Annotated in this window: 12 protein-coding genes; 10 read left to right on the top strand and 2 right to left on the bottom strand. The window is 64.8% G+C overall.

Annotated elements, in window-relative coordinates; all coding sequences use genetic code 11:
* The first annotated feature begins 131 nt into the window (after window positions 1-131).
* The 4 genes from B4400_RS01680 to lpqB are packed head-to-tail and all read left to right on the top strand — an operon-like array spanning window position 132 to window position 5,883.
* Complete coding sequence (locus B4400_RS01680) at window positions 132-1,670, top strand: AMP-binding protein (RefSeq protein WP_078308997.1); 1,539 nt, start codon at window positions 132-134, stop codon at window positions 1,668-1,670.
* Window positions 1,671-1,721: 51 nt separating this feature from the next.
* Entirely contained in the window at window positions 1,722-2,408 is a 687-nt protein-coding gene (mtrA, locus tag B4400_RS01675; RefSeq protein WP_014850711.1) for a two-component system response regulator MtrA, read from the top strand.
* Window positions 2,405-4,132: an MtrAB system histidine kinase MtrB gene (gene mtrB, locus B4400_RS01670; RefSeq protein ID WP_078308715.1), complete on the top strand. Its 1,728-nt coding sequence runs from the start codon at window positions 2,405-2,407 to the stop codon at window positions 4,130-4,132. The genes mtrA and mtrB overlap by 4 nt, the downstream gene beginning before the upstream one ends.
* Window positions 4,129-5,883 carry an MtrAB system accessory lipoprotein LpqB gene (gene lpqB / locus B4400_RS01665; protein WP_139360079.1) on the top strand — a complete coding sequence of 585 codons (1,755 nt, stop codon included), beginning with the start codon at window positions 4,129-4,131 and terminating at the stop codon, window positions 5,881-5,883. Before mtrB ends, lpqB begins: the two co-directional genes overlap by 4 nt.
* Here the strand turns inward: lpqB and B4400_RS01660 are convergent.
* Window positions 5,880-7,829 (bottom strand): acyl-CoA dehydrogenase family protein, encoded by a 1,950-nt coding sequence (locus B4400_RS01660; RefSeq protein WP_078308717.1) that lies wholly within the window; start codon window positions 7,827-7,829, stop codon window positions 5,880-5,882. The genes lpqB and B4400_RS01660 overlap by 4 nt on opposite strands.
* A 127-nt stretch (window positions 7,830-7,956) precedes the next feature.
* On the opposite strand from B4400_RS01660, the gene B4400_RS01655 reads away from it, so the two are divergent.
* A complete protein-coding gene (locus tag B4400_RS01655) occupies window positions 7,957-8,379 on the top strand; it encodes a hypothetical protein (protein WP_078308718.1) in 423 nt (140 codons plus the stop codon).
* Window positions 8,380-8,382: 3 nt separating this feature from the next.
* Window positions 8,383-9,087 carry a TetR/AcrR family transcriptional regulator gene (locus B4400_RS01650; protein ID WP_078308719.1) on the top strand — a complete coding sequence of 235 codons (705 nt, stop codon included), beginning with the start codon at window positions 8,383-8,385 and terminating at the stop codon, window positions 9,085-9,087.
* Here the strand turns inward: B4400_RS01650 and B4400_RS01645 are convergent.
* A complete protein-coding gene (locus tag B4400_RS01645; RefSeq protein ID WP_078308720.1) occupies window positions 9,084-9,713 on the bottom strand; it encodes a hypothetical protein in 630 nt (209 codons plus the stop codon). The genes B4400_RS01650 and B4400_RS01645 overlap by 4 nt on opposite strands.
* 86 nt (window positions 9,714-9,799) lie before the next feature.
* Here B4400_RS01645 and B4400_RS01640 point away from each other — a divergent pair, with 86 nt between their 5' ends.
* From B4400_RS01640 to secA, 4 genes are all read left to right on the top strand, one after another.
* Window positions 9,800-10,423: a ComF family protein gene (locus B4400_RS01640; RefSeq protein ID WP_078308721.1), complete on the top strand. Its 624-nt coding sequence runs from the start codon at window positions 9,800-9,802 to the stop codon at window positions 10,421-10,423.
* Window positions 10,424-10,729: 306 nt separating this feature from the next.
* Window positions 10,730-11,401, top strand: coding sequence for a ribosome hibernation-promoting factor, HPF/YfiA family (hpf, locus tag B4400_RS01635; RefSeq protein ID WP_078308722.1), 672 nt, complete (start codon window positions 10,730-10,732; stop codon window positions 11,399-11,401).
* Window positions 11,402-11,477: 76 nt separating this feature from the next.
* Window positions 11,478-11,837, top strand: a complete 360-nt coding sequence (locus tag B4400_RS01630) for a DUF2834 domain-containing protein (RefSeq protein ID WP_078308723.1) — start codon at window positions 11,478-11,480, stop codon at window positions 11,835-11,837.
* Between the two features lie 85 nt (window positions 11,838-11,922).
* Window positions 11,923-14,715, top strand: coding sequence for a preprotein translocase subunit SecA (gene secA / locus B4400_RS01625; protein WP_078308724.1), 2,793 nt, complete (start codon window positions 11,923-11,925; stop codon window positions 14,713-14,715).
* Window positions 14,716-14,721 lie beyond the last annotated feature (6 nt).

Here is a 14,721-nt window from a genome sequence, read left to right as displayed (position 1 = left end):
CGCAAAGCGCACATGAACCACTGCTGAACAAAGCGCCCTCATTAAACACCCGTCCACCAGTGACCGGCAAGATGTCCCCGCGCTTCGTGGATATCCACGCCACATGGGGAGCGGGACGGCAGGATTGGTGCGTGTTCTTCGACCTGAGTGTGCGAGATTTTCTGGACCGTGCCGAGCTGGTCTATCCCGACCGTGTCGGGGTAGTCGACGAGCCGGCGCAACCGGCGCCCTCCTGGGGAGCGTTGAGCTACCGGCAGCTCGCCGCGCGGGCACGTGGGCAAGCCGCGGCGCTCGATGATCTCGGCGTCGGACCAGGGGAGCGCGTGGCGATCGTCTCTCAGAACAGTGCGCGACTGCTCACCTCGTTCTTTGGGGTGTCCGGGTGGGGACGGATCCTGGTGCCCATCAACTTTCGCTTGGCGCCCGCCGAGATCGAATACATCATCGAGCATTCGCGCGCCTCGGTGCTGATAGTGGACCCGGAGGTGCGCGGCCTGCTGGATACCGTGCGCGCCCCCCACAACTTCGTGTTGGGAGAGGATGACGCCGCGATATTCGGTGAAACCGGCTCGCCACATATCGCGGATCCGAGACCCTGGTCGTGCACCGAATCAGACACCGCCACTTTGAATTACACCTCAGGAACCACGAGCCGGCCCAAGGGTGTGCAACTCACTCACCGCAACATCTGGATCAACGCAGTCGTTTTCGGGTTGCATGCCACGCTGCGTGACGACGATGTTCTGCTGCACACATTGCCGATGTTCCACTGCAACGGCTGGGGTTGGCCGTACGCGGCGACCGGAATGGGTGGCCGGCACATCGTGCTGCGCAAGGTCGACGGAGACGAGATTCTGCGACGCGTGCAGGAACACGGTGTCACCGTGATGTGCGCGGCGCCAACGGTCGTCGATTCCGTTCTGGATGCCGCGGCGCGTTGGCAGGGGCCTATTCCGGGCCGGGGCCGGGTCCGGATCATCGTCGCGGGAGCGCCGCCTCCGACGCGCACGATCGCCCGGGTGCGTGCCGAGCTCGGCTGGGAATTCATCCAGATTTATGGACTTACCGAAACCGCGCCGCTCATCACGATGAATCGGTTTCGGTCAGAATGGGCCGACCTCGACGACCGTCAGCAGGCGCGCATGCTGGGCCGCGCGGGAGCCCCGGCGATCGGTGTCCGGGTGTCGATCGCCGAGGATGGCGAGGTGCTCACTCAGTCGAACACGAATCTCGACGGTTACTGGGACCAGCCGGAAGCCACCACGGAAGCGTTGGCAGGCAATTGGTTTCACACCGGTGACCGCGGATCGATGTCCGAGGGTTACCTCAGCATCTCGGACCGCAAGAAAGACATCATCATTACCGGCGGCGAGAACGTGTCGTCCATCGAAGTGGAAGACGCGCTGATATCTCATCCGGGGGTTCGGGAGGCCGCGGTCGTTGGCGTGCCCGACGAGAAGTGGGGCGAGCTGGTGACTGCGGTGGTGGTGATCGCCGAGGCGGCCCCAGGGGCCGATCCGCCCACGGGACCGGATCTCGTCGCGCACTGCCGGGAGCATCTGGCCGGATACAAGTGCCCCAAACGTGTCGAGTTCGTCGACGCTTTACCCAGAACCGCCACCGGCAAGATCCAGAAGTTCAAGGTCCGCGCGCAGCTCGCCGGAGACTAGTTCGCAACTCGCCCCCTTGGTACCCCGGTTTTGTCACGATCTAGTGACACGATGGGATCTATGAGGCAAAGGATCCTTGTTGTCGACGATGACGCGTCATTGGCAGAGATGCTCACCATCGTGTTGCGCGGGGAGGGCTTCGAGACGGCAGTGGTGAGCGACGGTACCCAGGCGCTCACCGCCGTTCGCGAGCTGCGTCCCGATCTGGTTCTGTTGGACCTCATGCTGCCCGGGATGAATGGCATCGACGTATGCCGGGTGCTGCGTTCCGATTCCGGTGTGCCGATCGTCATGCTCACCGCCAAGACCGACACCGTCGATGTGGTGCTCGGCCTGGAGTCCGGTGCCGACGACTACATCATGAAGCCGTTCAAACCCAAGGAACTCGTCGCCCGCATCCGTGCCCGGTTGCGGCGCAACGACGACGAACCCGCCGAGCTGCTGAACATCGCGGGCATCGACATCGATGTGCCCGCGCACAAGGTGACGCGCGAGGGCGAGCAGATCTCGTTGACCCCGCTGGAGTTCGACCTGCTGGTGGCGCTGGCACGCAAACCGCGCCAGGTGTTTACTCGTGATGTGCTGCTCGAACAGGTGTGGGGTTACCGTCACCCGGCCGATACCCGGCTGGTGAACGTCCACGTGCAGCGGCTGCGGGCGAAGGTCGAGAAGGATCCCGAGAATCCGACCGTGGTGTTGACCGTTCGAGGAGTGGGATATAAGGCCGGACCCCCGTGATCTTCAGCTCGAAGCGGCGCATTCAGCGGCGATCGGCACCACTGATACGCGGACTGAAGGCACTGAGTCGAGCGGTCGGGTTCACCTGGCGCCGTTCCCTGCAGGTGCGGGTGGTGGTGTCCAATTTGGCGCTGTCCTCCCTGGTCATCCTGATCCTGGGATTTGTGCTCACGAGCCAGGTGACCGATCGGATCCTGGAATCGAAGATTCGGGTCGCGACGGAGGAGATGGAACGTGCGCGGGTCATCGTCAGCGATGATGTCGGCGGCGAGGAAACCCGTTCACTACAAAGCAGCCTGGAGCTGGCGCGTAACCAACTGCTGAACGGCAGTAAGGGCTCCGAGGGCGGCGGCGCTGGGGCATTCGACGCCGTCCTGCTGGTTCCCGGTGACGGACCCCGCGAGGCGACATCGTCGGGGCCTGCCACTCAGATCCCGGGCCCGCTGCGCGAATTCGTGAAGGCCGGCCAGGTCAGTTATCAGTACTCGACCGTGCACACCGAGAGCTTCTCGGGGAAGGCCCTCGTCATCGGTTCGCCGACCACGTCGAAGGTCACCGCGCTCGAGCTGTACCTGGTCTTCCCGTTGTCGAGCGAGGAAAGCACCATTTCGCTGGTGCGCGGAACCATGGTGACCGGTGGTCTGGTGCTGCTGGCGCTCCTGGCCGCCGCCGCGCTGTTGGTCGCCCGTCAGGTGGTGCTGCCGGTGCGGTCGGCCTCCCGCATTGCCGAGCGGTTCGCCGAAGGGCATCTGTCCGAACGCATGCCGGTACGCGGTGTCGACGACATGGCGCGGCTCGCGGTGTCGTTCAACGACATGGCCGAGAGCCTCTCACGCGAGATCACTCAGCTCGAAGAGTTTGGAAACCTGCAGCGCCGCTTCACCTCTGACGTCAGCCATGAACTGCGCACCCCATTGACCACGGTGCGGATGGCGGCCGATCTCATCTACGACAACCGCGAAGAGCTTGACCCGGCGCTGCAGCGTTCCGCCGAGCTGATGACCAATGAGCTGGACCGGTTCGAAACACTGTTGGCCGATCTGCTGGAAATCTCCCGGCACGACGCCGGTGTGGCCGAACTCGCCGTGGAGCAGGTGGACCTGCGTGACACCGTCAAAACCGTGGTGGCCTCGGTCAAACACCTCGCCGACGAGCTGGACACCGTGGTGGAGCTAGACATGCCCGACAGCGAGATCATCGCTGAGGTGGATCCCCGTCGCGTGGAACGGATTCTGCGCAACCTGGTTGCCAACGCGATCGACCACAGCGAGCACAAGCCCGTCACCATCCGGATGGCCGCCGATGTCGACAGCGTTGCCGTCACCGTGCGAGATCGCGGAGTCGGTCTGCGCCCCGGCGAGGAAAAACTGGTGTTCAACAGGTTCTGGCGTGCCGATCCGTCGCGTAAGCGGCATTCCGGGGGCACCGGACTCGGTTTGGCGATCAGCGTCGAGGACGCTCGGTTGCACCAGGGACGCCTGGAGGCGTGGGGCGAACCGGGCAACGGGGCACTGTTCCGGTTGACGGTGCCGTTGGTTCGCGGGCATAAGGTGACGACGAGCCCCCTTCCACTGAACCCGGTGAGCCGTCCGAGTGCTGCTATGCGCAGGCCGGTTTCGCGGGGAACGCAACCGGCGGAGCGGGGAACCCAACCGGGGGAGCAGGAGACCACGCCGATGCGCACCCCGGGTACCAAGGCCGAACACGTACGGGAGTCGTCCTGATGCGCCGCAAGGTGGCCGCCGCCCTCATCGCGGTGGCACTGGGGATCACCGGCTGCGCCGGGGTGCCGTCGTCCTCTTCTCCGCGGGCCATCGGAACGGTGCAGCGACCGCTGCCGCCGGGGGTGCCGGCACCCACACCGGGGATGGAGCCCGAGACGGTGTTGCGCGAGTTCTTGAAGGCCACCGCCGAACCGTTGAACAGGCACCGGGCCGCCCGGCAGTTCCTTACCGAATCCGGCTCGCGGACATGGGATGACGCGGGCGACGCGGTGCTCATCGAGTCGCCGATATTCGCCGACCAGCGCGGCCTCGACCGGTGGACGATCAATGTGCGCGCCAACAAACTGGGCACCTTGTCCGATGTCGGGGTGTTCGAGACCGCTCAAGGGGATACCCAAGATCCCCAGTTCACGTTGGTCAAGGTCAACGGCGAGTGGCGAATCGACTCGCTACCCAATGGGGTCTTCCTGGACTGGGCGCAGTTCCAGGCCACCTATCGGCGCTACACCGTGTACTTCGCGGACCCGGCCGGGCGCACCGTGGTGCCCGATCCGCGCTATGTGGCGGTCAATGACCCCGATTCGCTGGCCACCGAGCTGGTGTACAAACTCTTATCCGGTCCGCGACCGGAACTGGCCGGGGCGGTGCGTAATCACCTGAACGGCCTGCGGTTGCGAGGCCCCGTGACACGCGCCGATGGCAGCAGGGTGGACGTGGGGCGCGGGTACGGCGGCGTGCGGGTCGAGCTGGAAGGCGATCTGACACCGGATCAGCGGACCCGCCAGTTCCTTGCCGCGCAGGTGATTTGGACGCTGTCGCGGGCCGGCATCGCCGGGCCGTACGTCCTGCAGGTCAATGGTGCTCCGCTGGATGAGCAGTTCGCACAGGGCTGGAGCACGCAGAACGTCGCATCGACCGACCCCGGTGCGTCGGAGGGCGCAGGGGTGGGCCTTTACGGACTGCTGAATGGATCGCTGGTGACCGTTGACCGTGACACGGCAACGCCGGTGCGCGGATCGTTCGGTCAAGTGGGAAGCCAGGTGTCGGCGGCGCTGTCGCGCAGCGGGCGTCAGGTTGCGTCGGTGATCCGGGTGCAGGCCGGAGAAGATCCGCTGATGTCGATGTGGGTGGGCGCGAACGGCGCGAACGGCAGCGAGGCGGTCGGCGGTAAGACGTTGACCCGCCCGACCTGGGCCCTTGACGACGCGGTGTGGGTGGTTATCGATGGTGGCCGGGTGGTCAGGGTCATCCAGGAGGCCACCACGTCCATGGTGGCGGTGTTGCCTGTCGAATCATCGGCGGTGGCACAGAAGTACAAGGGGCAGATCACCGAGCTGGCGTTGTCACGCGACGGCACGCGTGCCGCCATGATCATCGACGGCCAGGTGATCATGGCGACGGTTCTGCAAACCGACAGTGGTGATTACGCGCTGGTGCACCCGCGCCGTCTTGGTTTTGGTCTCGGAAACTCCGCGGTGTCGCTGGCCTGGCGCACCGGTGACGACATCGCGGTGGCCCGCAACGACGGGTCGCACCTGGTGGCCAACGTGAATCTCGACGGAGTGAACTCCGATCTGGACGACCGCAATCTGTTGACTCCGGTATCGACGATTGTGGCCTCGCCGGCGATCATCTACATCGCCGATGCGCGTGGCGTGCTGCAGCTGACAGGACTGGGCACACCGGAGGAGCGGTGGATCGAGGTGCGTCCACTCATGACGCCGCAGGCGATTCCCGTACTGACGGGCTAGTTCTCGGCGATCATCTCCGTGGTGAGCAGCGCCTCGGGAATTCCGAAAGCGTCCACCAGGGTGCGCAAATGGGGGCGCAGCTCCTCGCACAGTTGGTTGACCCCGCGTCTGATGGCCTTCGCCCGTTCGGTCGAAACATGCCGGTGCATGAGGAACCAGGACAGGTCGGTCTCGAGCACGCTGTATACAAACAGGTCGCATAGCTTTTCCAGCAGCTCTTGTGCCGATTTGCTGTCGCAGCTGTCGATGGCCTCGATGAAGGACTCCAGCACCACCCGCTCGGTGTGCGCGGAGCCGACCTTGAGGATGTGGTCCTGCGCGGAGTTGAAGACCTCGAACGGATCCTCGTCATCGGATTGTGCGCGCTGCATCCGGGTGGCCGCAGTGCGCAGCAGGTGGTCCTCGCGGTTGCGCAGCAGCCGCAGCTGGGTGCCGCGGTTGCTCAGCTCGGATTCCTCGACGTCCTCGTCGGAGGAGTCCAGGATGGTCTGGATGACCTGCCGTGCCGCGGAGCGCTCCAGGATCACGTCGCGGGCCATGCTTGCGATAAACCGGGTCCAGCCCACGGCGTTGAGGCCGCGTACGTCCTCGCCGTAGGCCGACAGGAGTTCCTTAGCCACCAGCTGGGTGAGCACGGTGTTATCACCCTCGAAGGTGGTGAACACGTCGATATCGCGCCGCAGAATGGTGAGCTGGTTGGCGTCGAGGTACCCGGCGCCGCCGCAAGCCTCCCGGCACACGGTGATGGTGTTCTGGGCGTGCCAGCTGGTCATCGCCTTCAAACCCGCTGCGGCGCTTTCTAGCTGGCGCTGTCGGTCGCCATCCACCTCATCTGCGGTCTGTACTTCATGCAGCTCTTCGGTGAGTTCGTTCTGTGCGAACGCGAGTGCGTACGACCGCGCGATCAACGGCAGGAGCTTGCGCTGATGCACCAGGTAGTCGGCGATGATCACCTCGTCGTCGCTATCCGGAGTGTCGAATTGCTTGCGTACCAGGGCATAGCGCGATGCGATGGTCAGTGCCTTGCGGGCCGCCGCGCCCGAGGTGGCGGCGACGCTGACCCGCCCGCGGATGAGGGTGCCCAGCATGGTGAAGAACCGCTTGTTCTCGTTCTCGATGGGCGAGCTGTACGAGCCATCGGCGGCGACGTCCGCATATTTGTTGAGCAGGTTGGCGCGCGGCACCCGCACGTTGTCGAACACGATGCGCCCGTTGTCGACCCCGGCGAGGCCGCCCTTGTATCCGCAGTCGCTGGTGGTGACGCCGGGCAGGTCGTTGCCGTCCGCGCTCCGGATCGGGACCACAAAGCAATGCACTCCGCGGCCGGTTGCCTCCTCGCCGGGCCCGCCGGTGACGAGCTGCGCGAAAACCGCTGCCACGGTGGCGTGCTCGGCCGCGCCGCCGATGTAGTCCTTGCGCGCCAGCGAGCCCTCGGAGTTGAGGGTGAAGTCGCCGGTCTGGCGGTCGTAGGTGGCAACGGTCTGCAAGGCCTGGACATTGGAGCCGTGGCCTGTCTCGGTCATACCGAAACAGCCGAGCACATCGAGGTTGATCAGCGGGACCACGTACTGCTTGTGATGGCTTGCGGTGCCCAGATTTTCGATCGCGCCACCGAACAGGCCCCACTGCACACCGGCCTTGACCATGAGCGACAGGTCGGCGTAGCCGAGCATTTCGATGCCGACGATCGCGGCCCCGACGTCGCCGGTGCCGCCGTGCTCCGTGCGGAATCCCGCCTGCGGTAAGCCGTGTGGAACCAGCTCGCGCATGATCTGCAGTGATCGCGCGCGCGCCTCCTTGAGCGTCAGCGACGGGTCGGGTAGCAGGTCGGCGCGGTTCAGGTATTCGCGGGCGGCGTCGCGTATCGGACCAAATCGGCCGTCGAGTGCGACGCGCAGGTTTGAGGTGAGGATGTCGGCATCGGCGGGTGCTGTCCGGGTCTCCATGAATCCGAGCCTAGTCAGATCGAGTCGGCGGCAGCGGTGTTCTGCGGCACGCCGTGCGCGTATACCGACCAGTGGTCTAACATACCGACCAGTGGTCTATTCACGCCGTTCGGAAGGAGTTCGCGTCATGACAACCGCGCCCACTACGGGGGTTCCGGCCCAGCGCACGCGCGCGTTTGCGCGGGTGATCGGTCCATTCGTCGCCATAGTCACCACCGTCATCGCGATTCGCGCGGGTGGGCCCGGCTTCCTCAGTGACAGCTTCTTCAGGGACCCCATGTGGGCGTGGCTCTTCGGCGCGCTGCTGCTCTTCTGTGGGCTGATGATCATCGCCTTTCACCAGTACTGGAAGGGCCTCGCGCCGGTGATCATCTCGCTGTTCGGCTGGTTTCTGGCACTTCGGGGATTTGTGCTACTGGCATTTCCTCAGCTGATGCAAAGTGGCGTTGAGGCGTCGGTGCCCGCGGTCGGAGCGGTCCGTGCCTTCTTCGCGGTTCTGGCGCTCATCGGCGTGTATCTGACATACGTGGGCTGGATCAGGAAGCCCTGACCCATGCCGCGTGTGGTGAAACATCCGGAGGTACGCCGGACCGAATTGCTGGATCTGGCGATGGCCCTGTTTCTCGAGCGCGGCTACGACACGGTGAGTCTCAACGATCTCATCGCCACCTCCGGGATTTCGAAAGGTGCCTTTTACCACTACTTTTCCTCAAAGGAGGCCCTGGTGGCCGCGCTGTCGGAGCGCAGCGCGGATCAGGCCTTCGCGGCGTTGAGGCCTGTCTTCGCCGAGCAGGGGGTGGGTGCGCTGGAGCGGCTGAACGCTGGCCTGCGCGCCAGCTACGAGGTGAAGATGGCTCTCGGCGCGCCGGAGAGCATCGCGGCGATGAGGTCGATGTTGCGGCCGGAGAATCAATCACTGCTGCGCAGGATCTCGGCGATCTGGGAGGACAAGTTTCGGCCGGTGCTCACCGAGGTGATCACGTGCGGGGTTGCCGAGGGAGTGTTCGAGACGTTCGATCCCGAGGGCGTCGGTGACATGATCCAGGGCTTCGCGGCCAACATGGGTGCCACCGTGCACCGGATCATCGCCGCGCCTGATGCGCATGCGCGCGCCGAGGCGATCGACGCCGCGGTCCAGCGTCAGCGGCTCTATGGCGTCGCCACCGACCGGATTCTCGGGCTGCCCGACGGGACGGTCTCGGTGCTGGATCGGAGTCAGATCGAGACGCTGGTCGCGGCGCTGCCTCGCAGTTACTAACTCGGGCGCAGCGGCATGCCCGCATGGATGGCGAATGCGAGGCCCGCGCCGACGGCGAGGCCAACGACAAGGGCGATCGGCACGCGCCAAGCCGCGTGCGCGCGTGCCGCGCTTACCGCGGTGAGGGTCGCGATCACCACTGCGGCGAGGCCGGTGACCGCGGCGCCGTACGACGTAAAGAGAACGTCCCCGTAATGGCTCCGGAGCCTGAGCAGTGACGCCAGACCGATGGCGTCCAGAACGTTCTCCGCCACGTACGCCTGCCATACCGGCACGAGACCGGCCAGCGCGGCAGCCGAGGCGGCCAGCGCGCACGCCACCAGACGTGAACGCACGCAACCGAAACGGCCGCGAGTCCACATGACTGCTATGACCACGATGAGAATGCCCGCGACGGCGCTCGCGACCCCTGGTTGTCCGGCCTCGCTGGACAGTGATGCGAACGAGGGATCGCCGGTCATCCGGCCGATGCCGGTGACGGTGATCGGTTCCGAAGTTCCGATATCCGCGGAGATGCCCCACCACGGTAAGAAACTGAAACCAACGACGAGAAGTGCCAGCGGTCCCGTCATCAATCCCAAGGCTCGTGACGGGATGCTTTCGATATCGGCGGGGTCTGTCGACATGAAGAGTTGATACCACCACGGCGCAGGTGTGGAACGTGGAAATTGCGTGAAGGTGAGATGTCGGACCCTGCGCGCACAGTCATCGCATGCTCGATCTGATGCTGCCGCTGGCCTGCGGCGGTTGCGGGGCGCCGTCCACCCGCTGGTGTGAAGCCTGTGCGGGCGCGTTCACCGCGGAGCCCGTGGTGGTGACGACGCGGGTCGATCCGGGTGTGCCCGTCCTGTCCCTCGGGCGGTACGCGGGTGCTCGGCGCCGGGCGATCGTGACGATGAAGGATCGCGGTCGCCGCGACCTGACGGTTCCGTTGGGAGCGGTGCTGGCACGGGGAGTGGGGGAGCTTCTGCGCTGGCATCTCGTCGAGCGGCCGGTGACATTGGTTCCGGCACCCACTCGGTGGATTGCGGCGCGTGGACGCGGCGGGGATCCGGTGACAGCGGTAGCGACGGTCGCCACCCGGATTCCGGGCGTGCACGTTGCGTCCCTGCTGCGCATGAAGGTGGGTGCGCGAGATTCGGTGGGGCTGTCCAGTTCGGCCCGTCAGCACAACGTCGCCGGACGTGTCGCGCTGCGCCGGGCCCCGCGGCCGGTCACCGAATTGGTGCTGGTCGACGATGTCGTGACCACCGGGGCCACCGTCGCCGAATCAGTCAGAGTGTTGAAATCCGCAGGATTTCGGGTCGCTGCCGTGCTCACGCTGACGTACGCCTAAAGATCGTATGACGATCTCGAAACGACTCTCCCGAATCGGTGGCAAGGCGAGTGAACACGGACTACCGTCGGGGCCAACAAGCTATGAACGTTCCGCGTGTGGGCGATCACACCACTGGCCAACACGGAACGCCTGCGTCCTATTCGGCGGAGGAGGTGGTTACCGACCCCAGCGCCGGCGGGCTGCCGTCTCAGCGTTTCAGGCGACTCCGGCGTACGTCAAACATCAAACATGCGCATCGCCAACATCTTTAGTCCCTAGCGGATGGGTTGAGCGCAAGCGCACTCTCAGTACCGGAGGTATGAGTTGTCAAGCACATCAAAGGCATCCGTTGCTATCGAGGACGGGGAGCGGACGGCCCAAGCCGACATCGTGGTCAAGGGCCGAAACGTAGATATCCCCGATCATTTCCGAATTTTTGTGAACGACAAACTGTCCCGTCTGGAACGCTACGACAAAACCATTTACCTCTTTGATGTAGAACTCGAACACGAAAAGAACCGTCGCCAGAAGAAGGTCTGTCAGCGCGTGGAGATCACCGCGCGGGGCCGGGGACCGGTCGTCCGGGGCGAGGCATGTGCCGACACGTTCCACAGTGCTCTCGAAGCTGCCGTCGCCAAGCTGGAGAGCCGTTTGCGCCGAGGCCGTGACCGCCGCAAGGTTCACTACGGAGACAAGACGCCGGTATCGCTCGCCGAGGCCACCAAGGTTCTGCCCGCCGATGCCTTCACGCCTCCCGCCGCGGTGAATGGCGCACACAGTCACAACGGGGCGGAGGCCGACGACGGGCACGGCCCGGGTCAGATCGTGCGGACCAAGGAACACCCCGCCAAGCCGATGACGGTCGATGATGCGCTCTACGAGATGGAACTGGTTGGTCACGACTTCTTCCTGTTCCATGACGAATCCTCCGGTTGCCCGTCCGTGGTGTATCGGAGACACGCGTATGACTACGGCCTGATACGCCTCGGGGAGTAGGGCGCGCGGTCAACCGCGCCAAGGACCCCCGCACCAGGTCTGGTGTGGGGGTCCTTTCACGTCGCATACTTCGTCCGTGAGTACTGCTCGCCGAAACCTCTGTTTCTTGTACGGCGCGATAGCGCTGATCGCCGTGGTTGCCACCTGGTGGCACAACATCGCGTATATCTCGTCCGGCGGGAAGCTGGTCGATGTCGTGACCAGCGCGTATGCAAATCACGTCGCGGGCTCTCTGACCAACGACCTGATGCTGCTCACGATCGCGGCCCTCGTGCTCATGGTTGTCGAGGCCCGACGGTTGGGTATCAAGCACATCTGGGTGTACGTCGCGCTCTGCTTCCTCGTCGCCATCAGCGTCGCGTTCCCGTTGTTCCTCATAGCCCGCGAGCGGCGCCTGGCGGTGCTGGCGGATGGCGCGACGGCCGTCCAAGGGTGACTGCTCGGGGAAGCTGGTGCGGACGACGCCTACGATGGGACTCGCTGAAGTCTGACAAGTCCTAACGAGTACAGGGGATATTGACGTGCTGTCGAAGTTGCTGCGCCTTGGTGAAGGTCGCATGGTCAAGCGTCTCAAGGGCGTGGCCGATTACGTCAACACCCTGTCCGATGACGTCGAGAAGCTTTCCGATGCCGAGCTGCGGGCCAAGACCGGCGACTTCAAGGGGCGTCTGGAGAAGGGCCAGACACTCGATGACCTGATGCCCGAGGCCTTCGCCGTCGCGCGCGAGGCCTCCTGGCGGGTGCTGAGCCAGCGCCACTTCGATGTACAGGTGATGGGTGGCGCCGCGCTGCACGCCGGGAATGTCGCCGAGATGAAGACCGGTGAGGGCAAGACCCTTACCTGTGTGCTGCCGGCCTACCTGAACGCGCTGGCCGGCAAGGGCACGCACGTCGTCACGGTCAACGACTACCTGGCCAAACGTGACTCGGAGTGGATGGGCCGCGTGCACCGCTTCCTGGGCCTGGATGTCGACGTGATCTTGTCGCAGATGAACCCGCAGGAGCGGCGCGCGGCCTACAACGCCGACATCACCTATGGCACCAACAACGAGTTCGGCTTCGACTACCTGCGCGACAACATGACCCACTCGCTCGACGAGCTGGTGCAGCGCGGGCACGCCTACGCCATCGTCGACGAGGTCGACTCGATCCTCATCGACGAGGCTCGTACCCCGCTCATCATCTCCGGCCCTGCCGACGGAGCATCGAACTGGTACCCGGAGTTCGCGCGGATTGTCCCGCTGATGGAGAAGGACACCCATTACGAGGTGGACATCCGCAAGCGCACCATCGGTATCCACGAGGTCGGGGTCGAGTTCGTCGAGGACCAGCTGGGCATCGACAACCTGTATGAGGCGGCCAACTCGCCGCTGGTGAGCTACCTCAACAACGCCATCAAGGCCAAGGAACTGTTCAACCGCGACAAGGACTACATCGTCCGCGACGGCGAGGTGCTGATCGTCGACGAGTTCACTGGTCGTGTGCTGCTGGGCCGGCGCTACAACGAGGGCATGCACCAGGCCATCGAGGCCAAGGAGCGTGTGGAGATCAAGGCCGAGAACCAAACGCTGGCCACCATCACCCTGCAGAACTATTTCCGTCTCTACGACAAGCTCGCCGGTATGACCGGTACCGCCCAGACCGAGGCGGCCGAGCTGCACGAGATCTACAAGCTCGGTGTCGTGTCGATTCCCACCAACCGGCCGATGGTCCGCAAGGACCAATCCGACCTCATCTACAAGACCGAGGAAGCCAAGTACATCGCGGTCGTCGACGATGTGGTGGAGCGCTACGAGGCCGGCCAGCCTGTCCTGATCGGTACCACGAGTGTGGAGCGCTCTGAGTACCTTTCACGGCAGTTCACCAAGCGCCGCATTCCGCACAATGTGCTCAACGCCAAGTATCACGAGCAGGAAGCCCGCATCATCGCCGAGGCCGGCCGCCGGGGCGCCATCACCGTGGCCACCAACATGGCCGGCCGCGGTACCGACATCGTGCTGGGCGGTAACCCGGACTTCTTGGCGGACACGCACCTTCGCGAACAGGGCCTGGACCCGGTGGAGACCCCGGACGAGTACCAAGACGCCTGGGACGCGACGCTGCAGAAGTTCAAGGATGCCGCCGAGACTGAGGCCAAGGAGGTCCAGGAGGCCGGTGGCCTGTACGTGCTGGGCACCGAACGGCACGAGTCGCGCCGTATCGACAACCAGCTGCGCGGTCGTTCCGGACGTCAGGGCGACCCAGGCGAGTCTCGCTTCTACCTGTCGTTGGGTGACGAGTTGATGCGACGCTTCAATGGCGCTGCGCTGGAAACGATTCTGACGCGGATGAACGTCCCTGACGACGTGCCGATCGAGGCCAAGATGGTGACCAGCGCCATCAAGAGCGCACAGACCCAGGTGGAGCAGCAGAACTTCGAGGTCCGCAAGAACGTCCTCAAGTACGACGAGGTGATGAACCAGCAGCGCAAGGTCATCTACGCCGAACGCCGCCGCATCCTCGACGGCGAGGACCTGCAGCCGCAGATCGAAGAGATGATCACCGACACCATCGCCGCCTACGTCGACGGTGCCACTGCTGACGGCTATCACGAGGACTGGGACTTCGAAGCGTTGTGGACCGCGCTCAAGACGCTGTACCCCGTGAGTCTGAAGCCCGAGGAACTCATCGCATCGGACACCTACGGTGAGGCCGACGAGCTGAGCCCCGCCGACCTCAAGTTGGCCCTGCTCGACGACGCCAAGAAGGCGTACAAGGCAAGAGAAGCCGAGATCGACGGGCTGGCCGGCGAGGGCTCGATGCGCCAGCTGGAACGCAACATCCTGCTCAGCGTGATCGATCGTAAGTGGCGCGAGCACCTCTACGAGATGGACTATCTCAAGGAGGGCATCGGCCTGCGGGCGATGGCGCAGCGCGATCCGCTGGTCGAGTACCAGCGCGAGGGCTACGACATGTTCACCGCCATGCTCGACGGCCTCAAGGAAGAGTCGGTTGGCTTCCTGTTCAACATCAACGTCGAGGTCCAGCAGCCCGCCGATGGAACCGTTGCCCCGCAGGCAGCGCCCGAAGGGTTGGCCGAGTTCGCTTCCGCCGCAGCGCAAGCCGCGCAGGGTGAGTTGCGCGCGAAGGGGCTCGAAGAGTCTACGCCCGAGCTCACGTACTCGGGGCCGGCGGAAGACGGTTCAGCGCAATCCCGGCATGAGGCCGGTGGCGGTGACTCGGCCCCGGGCGGTGGCACGCGGCGTGAGCGTCGGGAAGCGGCGCGCAACGCGGGCCGCACCTCCAAGCCGCCGCGGTCGCGCCGCAAGCGCTAGCGGCGG

The sequence above is a fragment of the Mycobacterium sp. D16Q13 genome (assembly GCF_002013375.1).
In the GTDB taxonomy this organism is placed as follows: domain Bacteria; phylum Actinomycetota; class Actinomycetes; order Mycobacteriales; family Mycobacteriaceae; genus Mycobacterium.
Note: the sequence above shows the minus strand (reverse complement) of the source record. Positions and strands in the feature narration are given on the sequence as shown.